This is a genomic window from Pseudomonas sp. TH21 (assembly GCF_016651025.1).
Taxonomy (GTDB): domain Bacteria; phylum Pseudomonadota; class Gammaproteobacteria; order Pseudomonadales; family Pseudomonadaceae; genus Aquipseudomonas; species Aquipseudomonas aylmerensis.
This window is the reverse complement of sequence record NZ_JAEKEQ010000001.1, coordinates 6,207,712-6,227,272: the sequence shown is the minus strand read 5'-3', so window position 1 is coordinate 6,227,272 and position 19,561 is coordinate 6,207,712. Positions and strand designations below refer to the sequence as shown.

Genomic DNA, 19,561 nt, shown 5'->3' with positions numbered 1-19,561 from the left:
TACAAGGCGGTTTAAAGGGCAAGGTCTTGCAGTTCGAGTTCGAGCGGCGTAGGACCGGACAATTTTACCCGCTGGTGGGCTGAAAGCGACAGGGTGGCGCCGACCACGTCCGGGCTGATCGGCAGTTCGCCGGCGTCCAGGTCCAGCAGGCAGACCAGGGTCACGCTGGCCGGGCGGCCATAGTCGAACAGCTCGTTCATGGCGGCGCGGATGGTGCGGCCGCTCATCAGCACGTCGTCGATCAGCACCAGGTGCTGGCCTTCGATCTCGAATGGCAGGGCCGATGGGCGCACTTGCGGGTGCAGGCCGTTCTGGCTGAAGTCGTCGCGGTAGAAGGACACATCCAGGGTGCCCAGGGGCGAATCGCTGCCCAGTGCTTCCAGCAACGCCTGGGCCACCCACACACCGCCGGTGCGAATGCCGATGAAGCGCGGTTCGCTGATGGCGCGGTGTTGCAGATGGGCCGTCAGGCTCGTCGCCATCTGGCTGATCAGTTCGGCGGGATTGGGCAGGCTCATGGTGGCTCCTTCTAGGCCTTGCGCGGCGGGGTGACGGCAAGGTCCGGGCTCAAACGTAAAAAGACGCGGCAAGCCGCGTCAGTCAGGATTCAAATAAAGCGGTGTTTTCATCCAGCCAACCCTGCAACAGCAAGGCGGCGGCGATGGCGTCCACGGGGTTGTCGCGGTAGCTGCCCTTTTGCCCGCCACGGGCCAGGCGCTCACCCTTGGCTTCGAAGGTGGTGAGGCGTTCGTCGTGGGTATAGAAGGGCAGGTTGTAGCGGCCATTGAGGCGACGCGCGAACTTCTCGGCGCGCAGGCACATGTCGCTGGGTGTGCCGTCCATGTTCAAGGGCAGGCCAACCACGACGGCGTCGGGCTTCCACTCCTTGATCAGGGCTTCGACCTGGTTCCAGTCCGGCACGCCGTTCTGGGCTTTAAGGGTGCACAGCTCGCGGGCCTGGCCGGTGATGACCTGGCCGACCGCGACGCCGATCTGTTTGGTGCCGTAGTCAAACCCGAGGATCAAGCGCAAAGCCATCAGGCGTGCCCCGCCTGGCTGGTCAGCAGGCTGAGGTTGACGCGCAACTTGGCGGCGGCCGCCTCCAGGCGCAGTTCGCTGGCGGTGTGGAACAGGATGTCGGCGTCGAACGGGCAGGTCAGCCAGGCATTGCTGGCCAGTTCGGCTTCCAGCTGCCCGGCCTCCCACCCTGCGTAACCGAGGGTGATGACACTGTGCTCCGGACCGACGCCGTCGGCGATGGCGAACAGTATGTCCTGGGAAGTGGACAGCGACACACCTTCCAGGTCAACCGTGGCCTGGAACTTTGGCCCGGTGGGGTGCAGTACAAAACCGCGATCCGTCTGCACCGGCCCGCCGATATAGATCGGCACGCCCTGGCAACGCGCCGGCGGGTCGATCTCGGGGCGCAGTTGCTCGAGGATATCCGCCAGGTTCAGCTCCTGCGGGCGGTTCACCACCAGCCCCATGGCACCATTGGCCGTGTGCTCGACTATATAGGTCAAGGTCTGCGCAAAGTTCGGGTCGGCCATATGGGGCATGGCGATCAGGAATTGGTGCTTGAGGTAGGTCGGGCTGACATTTTTCATGTCCGCTAGTGTGGCGGGGGAGGCGCGAACTGACAAGCTGCGGCGGGCCCTAATTGTCACGAGCGGGGCTGCTGTGGGGGGAGGGCTCACTGTGGCGAGCGGGCTTGCCCTGCGTTGGGCTGCGCAGCGGCCCTAAAATCTGACACTGCGGTTTTTCAGCAGGAACGCGATGAGAAGAGTGGGGCTGCTGTGCAGCCCAACGCGGGGCAAGCCCGCTCGCCACAATAAGCCTGTTCGCCTATTAATCCTGCTGGCTGCCAGGGGGCGGTGTGTCAGTTACTGGACAGCCGGTCGCCCTTGGCAAATTTCCAGGTGCGGATGATTTCCAGGCGGTCGACGTCATTCAGGTCGCCGGTGAACGGCGCAAAGGGTGCGGCCAGGCGCACGATGCGCTGGGCAGCCTGGTCGAGCAGCGGCTGGCCGGAGGACTCCAGCACCTGCACCTCATATAACGTGCCGTCGCGGTTGATCGACACCAACAAGCGCAAATTGCCATAAATCTGCTGGCGTCGGGCTTCATCCGGGTAGTTCAGGTTGCCGATGCGCTCGACCTTCTTGCGCCACTCGTCCTTATACCAGGCGCCCTTGTCGCGCATGGTCGACGCGGCGTTCAACCGGTAGATGCGCGGGCGCTTGGCGTAGAGCTGCTGTTCGTTGGCCAGTTCGGCTTCGAGGCTGGAGATCTGGTCGGAGAGCTGCGAGCTGTCGAACGTGGGCGCCGGCTTTACAGGCTCGGGTTGCGGCTCGGTCTTGGCCTTTTCGCGCTGGGTCGGGGCTTTTTGCGGTTTGGGCGCGACGGTGGTCACGGCGGCCTTGGGCGCAGCCTGTTTGACCTCAGGCTTGGGCGCAGGCGGTGGCGGGGTGACTTTGTTGACCTTGTTGTCCTGGAACGGCGCCACTTCGGTGGTCTTGGGCACCGCTTTCTTGTCGAGCGTGCCGCTGCCCTGCTGGTTGTCCTGGGCGAGAAAGTCAGCCTTTTCGGGCGGTTTTTCACTCTTGAACGTGGCGAGGGTGATTTCCAGGGTCTGGGTGATCTGCTTGGGTTCGACCATGGTGAACCCCACGCCGAGGATCAAGGCCAGGTGAATCAGTGCAGCGAGGAACAGGGTAAATCCGAGCCGATCAGCCGGGCGCACGCCGCTGTGGGAGAGTTCGGGGGGCAGATCGGACGGGAGTGTCATGACAAGAAAACCAACATCGCGCGTTTCACAGGTGGCGCATGATAACGCAATGTTGGTTTATGTCCGGCTGTTCTATGTCACTTGGCCTGGAGCTTGCGCTCAATCGCCGCCATCAGCATTTCACCAATATTGGTGCCGAACGCATTGTCGATCTCGCGGATACAGGTGGGGCTGGTGACGTTGATTTCAGTGAGGTTTTCACCAATCACATCGAGGCCGACAAACAGCAGGCCCTTTTCGCGCAGGGTCGGGCCGACCTGGGAAGCAATCCAGCGGTCCTTGTCCGACAGCGGCCGCGCTTCACCACGGCCACCCGCGGCCAGGTTGCCACGGGTCTCGCCGGCCGCCGGGATGCGCGCCAGGCAGTAGTCCACCGGCTCGCCGTCGATCATCAGGATGCGTTTGTCGCCATCCTTGATCGCCGGCAGGTAGGCCTGGCCCATGATCTGCTGGGTGCCCAGCGCGGTCAGGGTCTCCAGGATCACCGACAGGTTCGGATCCCCTGCACGGTGACGGAAGATCGAGGTACCGCCCATGCCGTCCAGCGGCTTGAGGATCACGTCGCCGTGCTTGGCGGCGAATTCACGCAGCACATCGGCGCGGCGGCTGACCACGGTCGGCGGCGTGCACTGCGGGAACAGCGTGGCGAACAGTTTTTCATTGCAGTCGCGCAGGCTCTGCGGCTTGTTAACGATCAATACCCCGGCGCGCTCGGCCTGCTCCAGCAGGTAAGTGGAGTAGACGAATTCCATGTCGAACGGCGGGTCCTTGCGCATCAGGATCACGTCCAGGTCGCTCAGGGGGCTGTCGATTTCGTCCGAAAGCTCGAACCACTTCTCGGGGTTGGCAAACACCTGCAGCGGGCGCATGCGCGCGCGAGCCTGGCCGTCACCCTGGTAAAGATCCGGCTGTTCCATATAGAACAGGCTCCAGCCGCGGGCCTGGGCGGCCAGGAGCATGGCCAGCGAGCTGTCCTTTTTATAGGAGATGCTGGCGATAGGGTCCATGACAATGCCGACGCGAACGCTCATGGGGGATTTCCTCTAGCAAATTAGGCGCATAAAAGTGGCGTCAGAGTGGCGCTGCGGCTGTTGTGGGTCAAGGAAAAACCACCTGGCCGGTTGCTCGATAGATTGCGCCCGGAGACTGTGCTAAAAAGACTGCCACGGCGCAGCAGCCCTTGAATTCCAAGGCTTGCGGCGCTCATCCTGTGCAACATCAGGCAGTACACACCGAAAACCGATTCGCTGTGGCGATGGTAGAGCAGATATGGAACAGCATTCCAACGCCTTGAGAGTGATGGTGATCGACGATTCGAAAACGATCCGCCGCACCGCCGAGACCCTGTTGAAGAACGTGGGGTGCGATGTCATCACGGCCATCGACGGTTTCGATGCCCTGGCCCGGATTGTTGATCATCACCCGCACATTATCTTTGTCGACATCATGATGCCGCGCCTGGATGGTTATCAGACCTGCGCCCTGGTGAAGAACAACCCGGCGTTCAAGTCGATCCCGGTGATCATGCTGTCCTCCAAGGACGGCCTGTTCGACAAGGCCAAGGGGCGCATCGTCGGTGTCGATCAGTTTTTGACCAAGCCTTTCAGCAAGGAAGAACTGCTGGGCGCGATCAAGGCCTACGTGCCTGGGTTCGCCGCAGTAGAACAAGCACACTGACGCCGCCCCACAAGGGCTGGCGCCGACCAATGTAGTGGGGAAAACCATGGCACGCGTTCTGATCGTCGACGATTCGCCGACTGAAATGTACAAACTCACCGGCATGCTGGAAAAGCATGGCCACCAGGTGCTCAAGGCCGAAAACGGCGCGGACGGCGTGGCCCTGGCCCGCCAGGAAAAGCCCGATGCCGTGCTGATGGACATCGTAATGCCGGGGCTCAATGGCTTCCAGGCCACGCGCCAGCTGTCCAAGGAGCCGGAAACCAACGGCATCCCGATCATCATCATCACCACCAAGGATCAGGAAACCGACAAGATCTGGGGCGCGCGCCAGGGCGCCAAGGATTACCTGACCAAACCGGTGGATGAAGAAACCCTGATCGCCACGCTGAACAAGGTGCTGGCCGGCTAAAGGCTCGCGATGATGACCGAGTCGCAAACCGCCTTCGAGCTGCTGCTGGACATCGACCGCCGCTGCCGACTGCTGGCCGCCGACCTGCCGTCGCAGGAAACCCGCCTGCAGCGCTGGAGCGGGATCGGTTTTCGCCTGGGGCCGCATTGGTATGTGGCGCCCATGGGCGAAGTCGCCGAGGTCTTGCATGAACCGCGCTGCACCTTGATGCCGGGGGTCAAGCCGTGGGTCAAGGGCGTGGCCAATCTGCGCGGGCGCTTGCTGCCGGTGATGGACCTGGGCGGGTTTCTCGGCCTGGAACTGTCCCGGGCACGCAAGCAGCGGCGGGTGCTGGTAGTGGAATTCAACGACCTGTTTGTCGGGCTGCTGGTAGACGAGGTGGTGGGCATGCAGCATTTCGCACAAGACGCACTGCGGGCGAGCGCAGCTTTCGCCGCACCGTTTATCCAGGGCCAGTTCGATGGCGACCAGCAGTGGCAGGTGTTCAGCCCCTTCGCCCTGGCCCAGGCCCCAGGCTTCATGGATGTTGCCGCATGAGCACCCCGACCACGCCCAAACCCCAGGCCGCTTCACGCAGCCGCTCGCAGATCATCGTGCTGTTTATCGCGCTGATCGTGTTCATCATGCTGTTGTTCGCCAACTTCGCGTACCTCAATACCCAGTCCACCTACGACAAGCAGTACATCGGTCACGCCGGTGAGTTGCGCGTGCTGTCCCAGCGCATCGCCAAGAACGCCACCGAAGCGGCTGCCGGCAAGGCGGCTGCGTTCAAGCTCTTGAGCGATGCGCGCAACGACTTCGCGCAACGCTGGGGCTACCTGAAAAAAGGTGACATTGAGACCGGGTTGCCCGCCGCGCCCAATGCTGTACGTGCGGAAATGCGCGCGGTACAGACCGACTGGGAAGCGCTGCTGAAGAACACCGACGCGATCCTCGCCAGCGAGCAGACCGTGCTGTCCCTGCACCAGGTGGCCGCAACCCTGGCTGAAACCGTGCCGCAGTTGCAGATGGAGTCGGAAAAAGTCGTCGATATCCTGCTGCAACGCGGCGCCCCGGCCAGCCAGGTGGCCTTGGCCCAGCGCCAGTCGCTGCTGGCCGAGCGCATCCTCGGCGCGGTGAATACCGTGCTCGCCGGCGACGAAACCGCCGTGCAGGCCGCCGACGCTTTCGGCCGCGACGCCAACCGCTTCGGCCAGGTGCTCAACGGCATGCTCCAGGGCAACGCCGGGCTGCGCATCACTCAGGTCGAAGACCGCGACGCCCGTGCGCGGCTGGCAGAAATTGCCGAGCTGTTCGAGTTTGTCTCCGGCTCCGTGGATGAAATCCTCGAGACCTCGCCGCAGCTGTTCCAGGTGCGCGCTTCGGCGAGCAATATTTTCAACCTGTCGCAAACCCTGCTCGATGAAGCCTCGCACCTGGCCACCGGTTTTGAAAACCTCGCCAGCGGGCGCAGCTTCGACACCATCGGCGGCTACGTGCTGGGCCTGCTGGCGCTGACCTCGATCATCCTCATCGGCCTGGTCATGGTGCGCGAGACCAACCGCCAGCTGCATGAAACCGCCGAGAAGAACGAGCGTAACCAGAACGCGATCATGCGCCTGCTGGATGAAATCGAGGACCTGGCCGACGGCGACCTCACCGTGACGGCGTCTGTGACCGAGGACTTCACCGGCACCATCGCCGACTCCATCAACTATTCCGTCGACCAGCTGCGCGACCTGGTCGCCACCATCAACCTCACCGCCGGGCAAGTCGCCGGCGCGGTGCAGGACACCCAGGCCACCGCCATGCACCTGGCCCAGGCCTCGGAGCATCAGGCCCAACAGATCGCCGAAGCCTCCACCGCGATCAACCAGATGGCCCAGTCCATCGACCAGGTCTCGGCCAACGCCGCTGAATCCTCGGCGGTGGCCGAGCGTTCGGTGGAGATTGCCAACAAAGGCAACGAGGTGGTGCACAACACCATCCACGGCATGGACAACATTCGCGAGCAGATCCAGGACACCGCCAAGCGCATCAAGCGCCTGGGCGAGTCGTCCCAGGAGATTGGCGATATCGTCAGCCTGATCGATGACATCGCCGACCAGACCAACATCCTCGCCCTCAACGCGGCGATCCAGGCAAGCATGGCCGGTGATGCCGGGCGCGGTTTTGCGGTGGTGGCCGATGAAGTGCAGCGCCTCGCCGAGCGTTCTTCCGCCGCCACCCGGCAAATCGAAACCCTGGTGCGGGCGATCCAGGCCGACACCAACGAAGCGGTGATCTCCATGGAGCAGACCACCACCGAAGTGGTGCGCGGCGCGCGGCTGGCGCAGGACGCCGGGGTGGCGCTGGAAGAGATCGAAGGCGTGTCGAAAACCCTCGCGGCACTGATCCAGAGTATCTCCAACGCGGCGCAGCAACAGACCTCGTCGGCGGGGCAGATCTCGCTGACCATGAACGTGATCCAGCAGATCACCACCCAGACGTCCTCGGGCTCCACCGCCACTGCCGAGAGCATCGGCAACCTGGCGAAGATGGCCAGCCAGTTACGCCGGTCGGTATCGGGGTTCACCCTGCCGCCGCCAAAACAGGTGGATGATTGAAAGGCTATCTGGAGAACACCACAGTCCAACTGTGGGAGCTGGCTTGCCTGGGATAGCGGACTGTCAGTGGATACATCAGCAGCTGACCCACCGCCATCGCAGGCAAGCCAGCGCCTACAGTGAATCTCCAGGGTTCTTGGCAACACACGCAATTCACGAATTCTAAGCGGAGCAGTTATGGTTGATCGGCACGACTACGTGGCCCTCGAATGGGTCAAGGGCGACATTGCCGAAACTCTGAAGCAGGCCCGGTCGGCGCTCGATACCTATGTCGACACCAGCGATGGCGATGCGATCGCCGAGTGCCTGGCCGGTATCCACCAGGTCCACGGTGCGCTGCAAATGGTCGAGTTCTACGGCGCGGCGCTGCTCGCCGAAGAGATCGAAGAACTGGCCCTGGCCCTGCAGGCGGGGCGTGTCAGCCGGCGCGATGAAAGCATCCGCCTGCTGCAACAGGCCCTCGGTCAATTGCCGTTGTACCTGGACCGCATCCATAGCGCCCGCCGCGACCTGCCGTTGGTAGTGTTGCCGCTGCTCAACGACCTGCGCACCGCACGCGGTGAAAGCCTGCTCTCGGAAACCAGCCTGTTCAGCCCGCAACTGCTGTCGATTGCACCGCTGCCCGACGAAGCCCTGGCCCAGCGCGCCGCCCCTGACCTTGCCGAGCAACTGCGCCAGTGGCACCAATTGCTGCAACAGGCCTTGGCCGGCCTGCTACGCGAAGACCACGGCCCGAGCAACCTGGAAGACATGGCGCGGGTCTTTGCCCGCCTCGAAGCCCTGTGCCAGGGCGCGCCGCTGTTGCCGCTGTGGCAGGTCACCTCGGCGCTGGTCGAAGGCATGCTCACCGGCGTGATCGCCAACAGCCCGGCGCTGCGCAGCCTGCTCAAGGCCAGTGACAAGGAACTCAAGCGCTTGCTGGCCCAGGGCATTGGTGCGATCAACCGGCCGGCGCCGGATGAATTGCTCAAGAGCCTGCTGTTCTACGTGGCCAAGGTCACCCGGCCGACGCCGCGCATGCAAAGCCTCAAGGAGCGCTACGGCCTGGATGAGGCCTTGCCCGACAGTGCCGTGGTCGATGCCGAACGCGCGCGCCTGGCCGGGCCGGACCGCAATGCCATGGGCTCGGTACTCGGTGCGTTGTGCGAGGAACTGGTGCGGGTCAAGGAACGTCTCGACCTGTTCGTGCGCAGCGACCGCCAGCACACCAGCGACCTCGACGCGCTGCTCGCGCCGCTGCGGCAGATCGCCGATACCCTGGCCGTGCTGGGCTTTGGCCAGCCACGCAAAGTGATCATCGACCAGCTCGCCGTGGTGCTGAGCCTGGCCCAGGGGCAGCGCGAGCCGAATGACGCGGTGCTCATGGATGTCGCGGGTGCCTTGCTGTATGTCGAAGCGACGCTGGCCGGCATGGTCGGCACCGTCGAGCCGGAAAGCCGCGAAGAGAGCCGCCTGCCGACCACGGACCTGACCCAGATTCATCAACTGGTGATCCGCGAGTCCTGCCAGTGCCTGCGCCAGGCCAAGGAGTTGGTGATTGATTGCATCGAAGCGCAGTGGGACCGCCAGCGCCTGGAATCCCTGCCGGAGCTGCTGAGCCAGGTACGCGGTGCGCTGGCGATGATTCCGTTGCCACGGGCGGCCAGCCTGATGCGCGGTTGCACCGATTATGTCGATGAACAGTTGATGACCCACGACAGCCCGCCTTCCGAGGCGCAGTTGGGACATTTTGCCGATGTGATCAGCAGCCTGGAGTACTACCTCGAACGCATGCTCCAGGACCCCGACGCCGCCGGCGAACGGGTGCTGGAGCTGGCCACCCAAGGCTTGGCCGCGCTGGGTTATCTGCCCGCCGAAAAGCCCTGGCGCCAGGCGCTGGTCGCGCCGGACGGTGCACTCTCGACCGAGATCGCACCCAGCCAATCCCAATTCGACGCCCTGGCCAGCCCCACTTCGCGCCTCAACCCGCCGGCCCTGCAGCGTCCCGGCAGCCTGCTGCCGCCGCCGGCCGATGAGGAACCGATCGACGACGAGCTGCGTGAGGTCTTCCTCGAAGAAACCGACGAAGTCCTTGAGGTGCTGCACCGCTCCTTGCCCAACAGCGGCGATAAAGCCGCCCAGGGCGAAATGCGCCGCGCCTTTCACACCCTCAAGGGCAGCGGCCGCATGGTGCGCGCGCTGGTGCTGGCCGAGCTGGCCTGGGCCGTGGAGAACCTGCTCAACCGCGTGCTGGAGCGCAGCGTGGCGCTCGGACCCGAGGTGCAACAGGTGCTGGACGAGGCGGTGGATTTGCTGCCGGAACTGATCGCCGATTTTGCCACCGACGACCAGCACCAGCGTGATGCAGTCGACGCCCTGGCCGCTCGCGCCCACGCCTTGGCCAGCGGTGCGCAGGCGCCGGTTGCCGAAGCCCATGACCCGATGCTGCTGGAGATCTTCCGCAACGAAGCCCAGAGTCACCTGGAGAGCCTCAACCACTTCCTGCAAGAGGCCGCCGAGCATGTGCCGCTGCAGGTCAGCGATGAATTGCAGCGCGCCCTGCATACCCTCAAGGGCAGCGCCTACATGGCTGGCGTGCTGCCTATCGCCGAGCTGGCGCGTCCACTCGATCACCTGACCCGCGAGTACAAGGCGCACCGCCTGCCGCTGGACCTGGACGAAGTGGAGTTGCTGCTCGAAGCCGAGGGCCTGTTCCAGCGCGGGCTGCGCCGCCTGAACGATCCCCTGGCGCCGATCCAGGGCGCACAGGACCTGATCAATCGGACCCAAAGCCTGCTCGATCAACAGCTCGCAGCGCTGCTCGACGCGCCCAACACCGGCCTGCGCATCAAGCGCGACCCGCAGTTGATCGCCAACTTCCTGGCCCAGGGCATGGACATCCTGCTGGACGCCGAAAGCCTGCTGCGCCGCTGGCAACAGCACCCCGGCGAACGCCAGGAACTCACCGCGCTGCTCGACGAACTGACTACGCTGGGCGAGGGCGCGCACGTCGCCGACCTGCACGCCATCGACGAACTGTGTGAAGCCTTGCTCGACCTGTATGGCGCCGTGGAAGAGAGCAGCCTGGCGGTCAGCGAGCGGTTTTTCCATGAGGCCGAGCAGGCCCATGAAGCGTTGATCAGCATGCTCGACCAACTGGCCGCCGGGCAGGAAATCAACCCGGCGCCGGCCCGGGTCGAGGCGCTGCGCGAACTGTTGGATGAGGCGCTCGACCCGTCCGCCACCGGCCTGATCAAAAGTGATGGCAGCCGCGCCCTGAGCATCTCCGAACTGGGCGCCGCGACGCAGCAGTTGGAGCACGACACCGCCATGGACGACGAGATCGTCGAGATCTTCCTGGAAGAGGCGGTGGATATCCTCGACAGCGCCGGGCAGTCCCTCAAGCGCTGGTTGCTGGAGCCCGACAGCGCGGCGCCGTTGTCCTCATTGCAGCGCGACCTGCACACCCTCAAGGGCGGCGCGCGGATGGCCGAAATCGGCCCGGTGGGCGACCTGGCCCATGAGCTCGAATGCCTTTACGAAGGCCTGGTGGACCGTCGCTACAGCTACTCCCCCGAGCTATCCCAAGTACTGATGGCCAGCCATGAACGCCTGGCGCTGCAGCTGGAAGAGCTGCAACACCATCAGCCCCTGAGTGACAGCGCCGAGTTGATCGCCAAGGTGCGCGCGCTGCGCCAGGGCGGTACGTCCTCCGCCGCTGCGCAGGCCGCTGAAACCTCGAGCGCCGACCCGGAGTTGCTGGATATCTTCCTTGAAGAGGCCGCCGACATTCTCGACAGTTCCGGCAGCGCCTTGCTGCGCTGGCAGGCCGAGCCGAACAATCGCCAGGAAGTCGAAACCCTGCTGCGCGACCTGCACACCCTCAAGGGTGGCGCGCGCATGGTCGAGATCGGGCCGATTGGTGATCTGGCGCATGAACTGGAGTTTCTCTACGAGGGTTTGTCCGCCGGCTTGCTGGCGCCGTCTGACGAGTTGTTTGCATTGCTGCAGGGCTGCCATGACCGCCTGGCGCAGATGATCGATGCGGTCGCCGATGGCCTGCCGGTGGGTTCGGTGGACAAGCTGATCGAACGCATCAAAAGCCTCGTGCACCCCAGCGATGAACCGGTGGTGCCGGTGGCATTGCCGGCGGGCAAGGTCGAAGCAGCGATAGACCCGGCTGCGGACATGGTGAAAATCTCCGCCGACCTGCTCGACGACCTGGTCAACCTCGCCGGTGAAACCTCGATTTTTCGCGGTCGGATCGAGCAGCAGGTCAACGACGCGCGCATCGCTCTGACTGAAGTGGAAACCACCATCGAGCGCATGCGCGACCAGCTGCGCCGCCTCGACACCGAGACCCAGGGCCGCATCCTCAGTCGCCAGCAGGCCGAGGCCGAGCGCCTGGGGTATGAAGAATTCGACCCGCTGGAAATGGACCGCCATTCACAGTTGCAGCAATTGTCCCGCGCACTCTCTGAATCGGCCTCCGACCTGCTCGACCTCAAGGACACGCTTGAACGCCGCAACCAGGACGCCCACGACCTGTTGCAGCAACAGGCACGCATCAACACCGAGTTGCAGGAAGGCCTGATGCGCACGCGCATGGTGCCGTTCGAGCGCATGCTGCCGCGCCTCAAGCGCATTGTGCGCCAGGTGGCGGGCGAGCTGGGCAAGGACGTGGAATTCATCGTCGGCAATGCCGAGGGTGAGATGGACCGCAACGTGCTGGAGCGCATGGCCGCGCCGCTCGAACATATGCTGCGCAACGCCGTCGACCATGGCCTGGAATCCCGCGACGCACGCTTGGCCGCCGGCAAGCCGGAGAAGGGGCGCATCACCCTGGACCTGACCCACGAAGGCGGCGACATCGTCTTCGACATGCGCGACGACGGCGCCGGCGTGCCCCTTGAAGCGGTGCGGCGCAAGGCGATCAAGCGTGGCCTGCTCGATCCCAATCAAGAGATCAGCGACCGCGACGTCTTGCAGTTCATCCTGCAGCCGGGGTTCTCCACGGCGGAAAAAATCACGCAGATCTCCGGGCGTGGCGTGGGCATGGACGTGGTGCATGAAGAGGTGCGTCAACTCGGCGGCTCGATGTTCATTGATTCGACGCCGGGCGAGGGCGTGCACTTTCGCATTCGCCTGCCCTTCACCGTGTCGGTCAACCGTGCGCTGATGGTGCAATGCGCGGACGACCAATACGCGATCCCGCTCAACACCATCGAGGGCCTGGTGCGCGTGCTGCCGCACGAGTTGGCCGGGCACTATCAGCAAGACCCGCCGCGCTACGAATACGCCGGCCAGCGCTACGAGCTGTTCTACCTCGGCGACCTGCTACACACCGTTGCCCGTCCGAAATTGCTCGGCCAGTACCAGCCGGTGCCGGTGCTACTGGTGCAGTGCAACGAGCGCCGCGTGGCGGTGCACGTGGATGCCATGGCCGGCACGCGCGAGATTGTGGTCAAGGGCCTGGGCCCGCAGTTTGCCGGGGTCCAGGGCTTGTCCGGGGCGACCATCCTCGGGGATGGCCGCGTGGTGCTGATCATCGATTTGCTCGCGCATATCCGCGCGCGGCAACCGGCGTTGCCGGCGCAGACGGTTGACGCGCCACTGATCCTCAACGACCCGCTGAAAAAGCGCCCGCTGCTGGTGTTGGTGGTGGACGACTCGGTCACCGTGCGCAAAGTTACCAGCCGCCTGCTGGAGCGCAACGGCATGAACGTGCTCACGGCCAAAGACGGCATCGACGCCATCGCCGTGCTCGAAGAACACACCCCGGACCTGATGCTGCTCGACATCGAAATGCCGCGCATGGACGGTTTCGAGGTGGCCATCCAGGTGCGCAACGACCCGCGCCTGATGCGGCTGCCGATCATCATGATCACCTCGCGTACCGGCCAGAAACACCGCGACCGCGCCATGGCGATTGGCGTCAACGACTACCTCGGCAAGCCGTATCAAGAGTCGGTGCTGCTGGAAAGCATCGCCTATTGGAGCAAGTCCCATGCTTGACCACCGCACCAGCCAACTCACCGGCCTGCTCCTGCCCCTGGCCGACCGCCACCTGGTGCTGCCCAACGTCGCCATCGCCGAGCTGATCGACTTCCAACGCGGCGAACCGGCCAGCGATGCGCCGCCATGGTATTTACGGCAAGTGACGTGGCGTGATCGGCAATTGCCATTGATCAGCTTCGAAGCGGTATGCGGCGAGGCCATCGTGACGGGAGAGCGCTCGCGCATTGTGGTGTTGAACGCCTTGGGCGGGCGGCCGACGTTGAAGTTTATTGCGCTGGTGATTCAGGGAATTCCGCGTTCTTACAAGCTCGATAGCCAGTTGAGCTATGTCGATGTACCGCTGTGCCCATTGGAACTGGCAGCGGTGCAGGTGGGCGAGCATGTGGCGAAGGTGCCGGATTTGATGGGGTTGGAGGCGCTGCTGGTGGAGTCCGGGCTGGCCTGAGCTGCGCCTTCTCCATGAGAAATGAAAGGCCCCTGTGGTGAGGGCGCTTTCCCGTTCAGAGACGCTGCAGCAGATGAAAATCAGCAATCAGCATACCCGCCAGGTACACCATCAAAATCACCACGCCCGCGTCCAGCAAACGCCAGACTTTTGCCGAACGAAATAGCCCCGTCAACCGCTGGCATCCCAACGCCAAAACCACAAACCATATCAGCGACGCGGTCATTGCTCCGCCGGCAAAGAATGCTTGTTGGCTGACGGGCTTTGCCGCACCAACAGAGCCAATCAGTACCACGGTATCCAGCCAAGCATACGGATTGGCAAATCCAAGTATCACCGCCGTGCGCAGCAATCCCCGTTGTGAGGTGAGGTTGCTTCGAGTGTCTGGCATCGACTGGTTACGCACACACGCCAATAACCGCTGCCAGCCAAACCACAACAGGTAAGCCGCTCCCGACAGCAGCAGGAACGCCACCAAACCTGGCTTGCTGCCAAGCAACGAGCCCAAGCCCATGACCCCAAGAGCGATGAGGATGATATCGGCGAGCACGCATACCGCCACCACTCCCCAGACAGGGCTGCGACTGACACCCTGGCGAATAACCAGGGTGTCCTTCGGTCCAGGAGCGGCGAACAGTCCGATGCCCAGTAGAAGGCCTTCGAGATAAAAGGCGTTGAGGTCTGGAGTCATGAAGTGCTCGACCGCTTGGGTATCAGTTCAATGGAAGGGGTTGATTACCGAAACCGGTATGGCGCTTTTCATGTCGCTGACTCGACCCGGAGTTAGCTCCATAGACACACAGTTGCAAATAGGACGCTGCACGCAAAGAGTTCAACGAAGTGGCTCCAAACTCCGCGCAAATTCCGTCCATCAATTCCTGGGCAAGCTCGCTGATCTGTTGTTCAAAAGCATTAACGGCGGCGAAAAATTCACTTTGTGTGAATTCAAAAGCTCTTCGTTTTGATGAGTGCGCAGGCCAATAACAAAATCGCTCACACAAGTCCGGCTGATCCTCGAGGCTCGAGTACTCAGCGCCAAAGGGGAAAAATCCATCGGTGTCTTTCGCGAAGGAAAACGAGGCCTTGGTGGCTGGCGATATTGCGGAGTATCCATCAACGATTTTTTTGTAATCCAGCAGCATCGCTTCTGATATTTGCAGGGTGCCAAATCCTGTTTGAGCAACGGATTCACAGCACGCTTTGATGTGGTTCATGGCTATATCCAAAGGTAGATGTAAAGGAATGCAACAAACACTAGGTTCGCAAGCATGCGAGAAACTACGACACTGGATATGACCGACTAAAAGTGCCCCATCCATGTCCTTCACAACATCGCCAGCAGGTGGCGAGTGTGCAGGGTTCAAGACACGTGGCGGCGGACAGATTGTCTTTTTTGGCGGACAAAGAAATGACGTTCACCTAAAAATGGGAACCGCAAACTTCGTATGAATATAAGAACGCGAGATACCCTCAGGTCACTGGTTGCACGGCGCAGCCGCGAGTTGGGCAAGCCCCTGACTGCGCTGGCCAAGGAGGCGGGAATTTCCAGAACCTACCTGTACGGTCTAGCGGCTGGCGCCTCCAAGGACCCGTCGGTGCGTACGCTGATCAAGCTGGCAAAGGCATTGCAGGTTTCTCCCTTGCTGCTGTTTCGCTACTTCGCTGACCTGACAGGCGCGCCCGATCATGCGTGCTCAATGGCTACCACCAATCGGGCTGCAGGTATTGATGATCCGGAGGACGTTGCGGTGTTCAATGCCGATGTCACGACGCCTGATCAAACCGTCGTGTTGCCGGGGGAAGTCTTTCAGAAAACCTGGGAGATTCAGAACTTGGGCACACGACCCTGGCGCGGGCGACGACTGGTGCGTGTTGATAGGGAGTATGTGATTGCCCGCCGCGCAGATCCACAAGGCCAGTTGGAGGTTGTGATGGATATTCATTTGCGTAGCCTGCACAGCGAGCTCCCTATTGCCGATACGCTGCCGGGCCAGCCGGTGCGTATCAGTGTGGAGTTTGCAGCACCCAGGGAGACGTGTACGGTGGCTTCAGTCTGGAGAATCGAGGATGAGCAGGGGAAACCTTGTTACGGCCCTGCGTTCATTTTGCATGTAGTGGTTAACGTCATGGCGCGTTGAGCGTCCGGTCGGATTTTTCCTTAATCAATCCGCGCAAACGGCTCAATCATCGGCTGCTCCCGATGCTCGGCCTGCCACAAGTCGTAGGCGCTTTGCATCGACAGCCATAGATGCGCGGTACTCACGCCGGCTCGCTCAAGCCTCACGGCAAGGCCGGGGCTGAGAGGCGCGTGGCCATGCAAGATCCTTGAAAAGGTTTCGCGGGCGAAGCCAAGTCGTCTGGCCATTTCGGTGATGGTGATGCCCAGGGCAGGGCCCACGTCCTCCAGCAGAATTTCGCCTGGGTGAGGTGGGTTGTGCATACCCCTATAGAGACTCCTACTCAGTGGTAGTCAAGATAATCGACTATTTCGGCTGGGTCTTTGAGCAATAGCCTGAAAAGCCTATCCGAACATTCTTCGCTGTCTGTCGGAGGACCAGGCGACACGCCCTCGCAGACCATGTAAATGATCAAAGAATGTCGGAATGGTATGAGTTGGCTGTAGGCGAGTTCTGCATTTGATTGAGCGGGTATTCAAGCCTGGGTGGGATGGCTAGCTTCTTAGCTCCTCACTGCCAGCTAGGACTCGCAAATGGCCGTACCGTTAATGCCGCCTGGTGTTTCAATTCTTGAAAACATGGCGATATCTACATGCAAACGCATTCATCTCAAGCCCGGGTCGGCATTCGTCTACTCCTGGTTTTATTCTCAGGTTCGTGCCGCCGGCCCCTGGAACTACAAGAGGCGGGGACGTCAATACGAGGCTTTTGGTAATTTCAATTACGGTGCAACAGGCACCGTGCTGGGGATTCCAGAGCATGTGCTGTTGCGGGCGGCAGGTGTTGCTCAAACCCTCGCAAAAACCACGCTTCCGGATTTTGGATTATGGTGGGGCGGTGAGCCTTTTGGTGACGACCCGCGAGATCAATATTGGATAAGGAGAGGTATTGAGTATGCAATTTCTCAAGGCCATTAAGGGACTCACACCTGTTCTGCGTAATTGCTTGCTGGCGGTCTGCCTGATCTATATCGGCGGCGGCTGGCTGATGTCACCCGGAGCGCCGGCTCTGGACGAAGTGGTGTTGAAGTACTCCTTGGGCAACGGTAATTCGATTTACGGTGCGCGAGATGGCCAAGGCGGAGCGACGGTGGGCTTTTCCTACAGATACTACGTCCATAAGGATCTGGGTACTGATCAGGAAATACTCACCACATTAGTGTCGGCACATCCCTTTCTGAAAACCCAAGAGCCCACTGTGCAAGTGAGTGAGCAGGATGGCGAGCTTCGATTGGATGTTCAGGGGCGGGTGTATGAGTACAAGAGTTATGCCCTCGAAGGCCTGGGAGGGGCCAAGGTGGTCATGGCGTTGTGATTCTCGATGCTGCGCGCGAGGTTGGGCAATATCAATGTGGCGATCGGGCTTGCCCCGCGTTGGGTTGCGCAGCAGCCCCAAAACCTGCCCACGGTTTACATCTGATACACCGCATTGATCTGCCTGGGGCTGCTTCGCAGCCCAACGCGGGGCAAGCCCGCTCGCCACAGGAAGTGCTTTGCCTTGAGAGTTGTGGTGAGCCTTCGGATTTTTCCTGCAGGATTTTGAGCCTTGCATGAACTTGTCGCATGCAGTCAGCGCGCCTAGTCTTTGTCCCGTCATCGCAAAAAACGGTGACACGGACGTGCAAGTCCGGTTACATGTCGGCGCACCAGCGCCCATAGCCATCCAACGGGCGTTTTTTATGCCTGCTGTATTCGTTATGGCGGCTGTGCGTGGGAGATCCCTTGGGGTCTGCCGGGGTCCGATATGCCCGGTCTTGCACACCTGCGCACGGCTGCCACCTTATTTGCGTGCAAGCGGAAGAGGGCAGTTTCCATCACATATCGGAGCTGTTAATCATGGTCAAACCTACCCCCAATCCGCCCCTCTTCACCGTAACCCCCCACCAAGACACCGAAACCCTGCTGGTCAACGCCAGCGAAACCCTGTCCTCCCTCAACGCGCTCACCTGCAACCTGGCCTTCGACCTGGACACTTCTCAGCGCGCCATCATGCTCGGGATCCAGCAAATGGCCGAGATGGGGCAGTTGTTGGTGGATCAAGCGCTGGAGCAGATTTCTCCCTCCCCAGCGGCTTAAAACTTGATCGTTCCCAAAAAGGGACCTATCGTTCCCTTTTTGGGACTCTTTGGTCGCCGTCATGCACACCTTACCGCTCAGCACCGCGCTCTTCACTGTCACCCAGCAAAAAGTGCTGGGCCTGCTTTTCGGTAAGCCCGACAAAAGCTTCTTCACCAATGAAATTGCGCGGTGGGCTCAGGTGGGCAAAGGCAGTCTCACCCGTGAACTGGAGCGCTTGCAGTCAGCGGGCATTTTGAGCATGACGCGCCAGGGCAACCAAACCCACTACCAGGCCAACCCCCAATGCCCGATCTACTCGGAGCTGTTAGCCATTGTGCGCAAGACGCTGAGCCTGGATGAGCCATTGCGCAATGCATTGGCACCGTTCGCCGAGCACATAACCTGGGCCTTTATCTACGGCTCCATCGCCAAGGGCGAGGCGCACTCATCCAGTGACATAGATCTGATGCTGATTGGCCAAAGCCTCAACTACAGTGAAGTCATGGAGCGGCTTATACCGTTGGAAGAGCAACTGGGGCGCCCCATCAACCCGACGCTTTACACACCTGAAGACTGGATTGGCAAATGGAATGCCGGGAACAGTTTTGTGCAGCGGGTCGTGCAGCAGGACAAGATCAATCTGATTGGGGGCAACCCCCTGGTATCCACGGATGGACAGCAAAGCAAACCTGGAGAATCTGCAACGTAGCGGTGGCTTGAAAGCTGAGCCGCCGGATCGCAAGGAGTGTGATGGGCTGATGCGTTCGGTCAGGGATCGGTTGAAGGACGCCGGTAATGCCGCGTTATCGTTCGCCAGTCGTTTCGACCTGGCTTATAACGCCGCCCATGCTCTCGCACTCACGGCCTTGCGCCTGCAAGGCTATCGCTCGGACAAACGCTATCTGGTCTTTCAATGTCTGGTTCACACCACCGACGTGGGCAAGGTGGCGGTAAGGTTGTTGGCCCTGTGTCATGAGCGTCGAAACCTGGCGGAATATGAAGGGTATATGGATGAGGATGAGGCGCTGCTAGGCCAGTTGGTTGATAGCGCGACGGCACTGCTGAATAAAGTGGAAGTTATGTTGGCTGGCCATGAGTGGCGATAGGGAGGGGCCGGCGTCCGCTTGCGGAAAAGGTCCCAAGCAGGGACTGATCAGCCCCTTTTGGGGACCGCTATCTCACAGACACCACTGAACAAATGTGGGAGGGGGCTTGCCCCCGATGGCTGAGTGTCAGTTGATACATCACTTCGCTGACCCACCGCCATCGGGGGCAAGCCCCGTCCCATATTTTTGATCTTCACTGGGCTCGGGTCAGCGTTTGCTGATGCTCCATTACTCCAGCCGTAATGATCCGTCGCCCAGCTTGATTGATGGCCCCCCGAATCACTCCTAAGGTACAGCCCACGACAGCAAACCCGTGG

20 protein-coding genes are annotated in these 19,561 nt (G+C 61.7%); 12 read left to right on the top strand and 8 right to left on the bottom strand.

Annotated elements, in window-relative coordinates:
* Nucleotides 1-11: 11 nt before the first annotated feature.
* From pyrR to gshB, 5 genes are all read right to left on the bottom strand, one after another.
* On the bottom strand, nt 12-518 hold the full coding sequence (gene pyrR / locus JFU04_RS27705) for a bifunctional pyr operon transcriptional regulator/uracil phosphoribosyltransferase PyrR (protein ID WP_065902137.1): 507 nt from the start codon (nt 516-518) through the stop codon (nt 12-14).
* Nucleotides 519-600: 82 nt separating this feature from the next.
* Nucleotides 601-1,038 (bottom strand): Holliday junction resolvase RuvX, encoded by a 438-nt coding sequence (gene ruvX, locus JFU04_RS27700; RefSeq protein WP_065902131.1) that lies wholly within the window; start codon nt 1,036-1,038, stop codon nt 601-603.
* Nucleotides 1,038-1,607: a YqgE/AlgH family protein gene (locus JFU04_RS27695; RefSeq protein WP_065902129.1), complete on the bottom strand. Its 570-nt coding sequence runs from the start codon at nt 1,605-1,607 to the stop codon at nt 1,038-1,040. Before JFU04_RS27695 ends, ruvX begins: the two co-directional genes overlap by 1 nt.
* Nucleotides 1,608-1,879: 272 nt before the next feature.
* On the bottom strand, nt 1,880-2,788 hold the full coding sequence (locus JFU04_RS27690; RefSeq protein ID WP_065902126.1) for an energy transducer TonB: 909 nt from the start codon (nt 2,786-2,788) through the stop codon (nt 1,880-1,882).
* Nucleotides 2,789-2,865: 77 nt separating this feature from the next.
* Nucleotides 2,866-3,819: a glutathione synthase gene (gene gshB, locus JFU04_RS27685; protein ID WP_065902124.1), complete on the bottom strand. Its 954-nt coding sequence runs from the start codon at nt 3,817-3,819 to the stop codon at nt 2,866-2,868.
* Nucleotides 3,820-4,057: 238 nt separating this feature from the next.
* On the opposite strand from gshB, the gene pilG reads away from it, so the two are divergent.
* From pilG to JFU04_RS27655, 6 genes are all read left to right on the top strand, one after another.
* Nucleotides 4,058-4,465, top strand: a complete 408-nt coding sequence (gene pilG / locus JFU04_RS27680; RefSeq protein ID WP_010564379.1) for a twitching motility response regulator PilG — start codon at nt 4,058-4,060, stop codon at nt 4,463-4,465.
* Between the two features lie 46 nt (nt 4,466-4,511).
* Nucleotides 4,512-4,877, top strand: a complete 366-nt coding sequence (gene pilH, locus JFU04_RS27675) for a twitching motility response regulator PilH (RefSeq protein WP_014720320.1) — start codon at nt 4,512-4,514, stop codon at nt 4,875-4,877.
* Nucleotides 4,878-4,889: 12 nt separating this feature from the next.
* On the top strand, nt 4,890-5,414 hold the full coding sequence (locus tag JFU04_RS27670; protein ID WP_065902122.1) for a chemotaxis protein CheW: 525 nt from the start codon (nt 4,890-4,892) through the stop codon (nt 5,412-5,414).
* Nucleotides 5,411-7,462, top strand: coding sequence for a methyl-accepting chemotaxis protein (locus JFU04_RS27665; RefSeq protein WP_106802394.1), 2,052 nt, complete (start codon nt 5,411-5,413; stop codon nt 7,460-7,462). The genes JFU04_RS27670 and JFU04_RS27665 overlap by 4 nt, the downstream gene beginning before the upstream one ends.
* Nucleotides 7,463-7,639: 177 nt before the next feature.
* Entirely contained in the window at nt 7,640-13,456 is a 5,817-nt protein-coding gene (locus JFU04_RS27660) for an Hpt domain-containing protein (RefSeq protein ID WP_201146060.1), read from the top strand.
* Nucleotides 13,449-13,904 (top strand): chemotaxis protein CheW, encoded by a 456-nt coding sequence (locus JFU04_RS27655; protein ID WP_065902115.1) that lies wholly within the window; start codon nt 13,449-13,451, stop codon nt 13,902-13,904. Before JFU04_RS27660 ends, JFU04_RS27655 begins: the two co-directional genes overlap by 8 nt.
* Before the next feature lie 55 nt (nt 13,905-13,959).
* Here the strand turns inward: JFU04_RS27655 and JFU04_RS27650 are convergent, their stop codons facing one another.
* Nucleotides 13,960-14,595 (bottom strand): LysE/ArgO family amino acid transporter, encoded by a 636-nt coding sequence (locus JFU04_RS27650; protein WP_201146059.1) that lies wholly within the window; start codon nt 14,593-14,595, stop codon nt 13,960-13,962.
* Nucleotides 14,596-14,617: 22 nt separating this feature from the next.
* Nucleotides 14,618-15,118: a hypothetical protein gene (locus JFU04_RS27645; RefSeq protein WP_242485935.1), complete on the bottom strand. Its 501-nt coding sequence runs from the start codon at nt 15,116-15,118 to the stop codon at nt 14,618-14,620.
* Nucleotides 15,119-15,349: 231 nt separating this feature from the next.
* Here JFU04_RS27645 and JFU04_RS27640 point away from each other — a divergent pair, with 231 nt between their 5' ends.
* A complete protein-coding gene (locus JFU04_RS27640) occupies nt 15,350-16,042 on the top strand; it encodes an NBR1-Ig-like domain-containing protein (RefSeq protein ID WP_201146058.1) in 693 nt (230 codons plus the stop codon).
* Nucleotides 16,043-16,062: 20 nt separating this feature from the next.
* On the opposite strand, the gene JFU04_RS27635 is transcribed toward JFU04_RS27640, so the two are convergent.
* Nucleotides 16,063-16,344 carry a HigA family addiction module antitoxin gene (locus JFU04_RS27635; protein WP_201146057.1) on the bottom strand — a complete coding sequence of 94 codons (282 nt, stop codon included), beginning with the start codon at nt 16,342-16,344 and terminating at the stop codon, nt 16,063-16,065.
* 270 nt (nt 16,345-16,614) lie between these two features.
* On the opposite strand from JFU04_RS27635, the gene JFU04_RS27630 reads away from it, so the two are divergent.
* From JFU04_RS27630 to JFU04_RS27610, 5 genes are all read left to right on the top strand, one after another.
* Nucleotides 16,615-16,998: a polymorphic toxin type 44 domain-containing protein gene (locus tag JFU04_RS27630; RefSeq protein ID WP_201146056.1), complete on the top strand. Its 384-nt coding sequence runs from the start codon at nt 16,615-16,617 to the stop codon at nt 16,996-16,998.
* Nucleotides 16,976-17,395, top strand: coding sequence for a hypothetical protein (locus JFU04_RS27625; RefSeq protein ID WP_201146055.1), 420 nt, complete (start codon nt 16,976-16,978; stop codon nt 17,393-17,395). The genes JFU04_RS27630 and JFU04_RS27625 overlap by 23 nt, the downstream gene beginning before the upstream one ends.
* A gap of 521 nt (nt 17,396-17,916) precedes the next feature.
* On the top strand, nt 17,917-18,156 hold the full coding sequence (locus tag JFU04_RS27620; protein ID WP_106802398.1) for a DUF6124 family protein: 240 nt from the start codon (nt 17,917-17,919) through the stop codon (nt 18,154-18,156).
* 61 nt (nt 18,157-18,217) lie between these two features.
* Complete coding sequence (locus JFU04_RS27615) at nt 18,218-18,847, top strand: nucleotidyltransferase domain-containing protein (RefSeq protein ID WP_120450316.1); 630 nt, start codon at nt 18,218-18,220, stop codon at nt 18,845-18,847.
* Nucleotides 18,810-19,244, top strand: a complete 435-nt coding sequence (locus JFU04_RS27610) for a hypothetical protein (protein ID WP_201146054.1) — start codon at nt 18,810-18,812, stop codon at nt 19,242-19,244. Before JFU04_RS27615 ends, JFU04_RS27610 begins: the two co-directional genes overlap by 38 nt.
* The last annotated feature ends 317 nt before the right edge of the window (nt 19,245-19,561 follow it).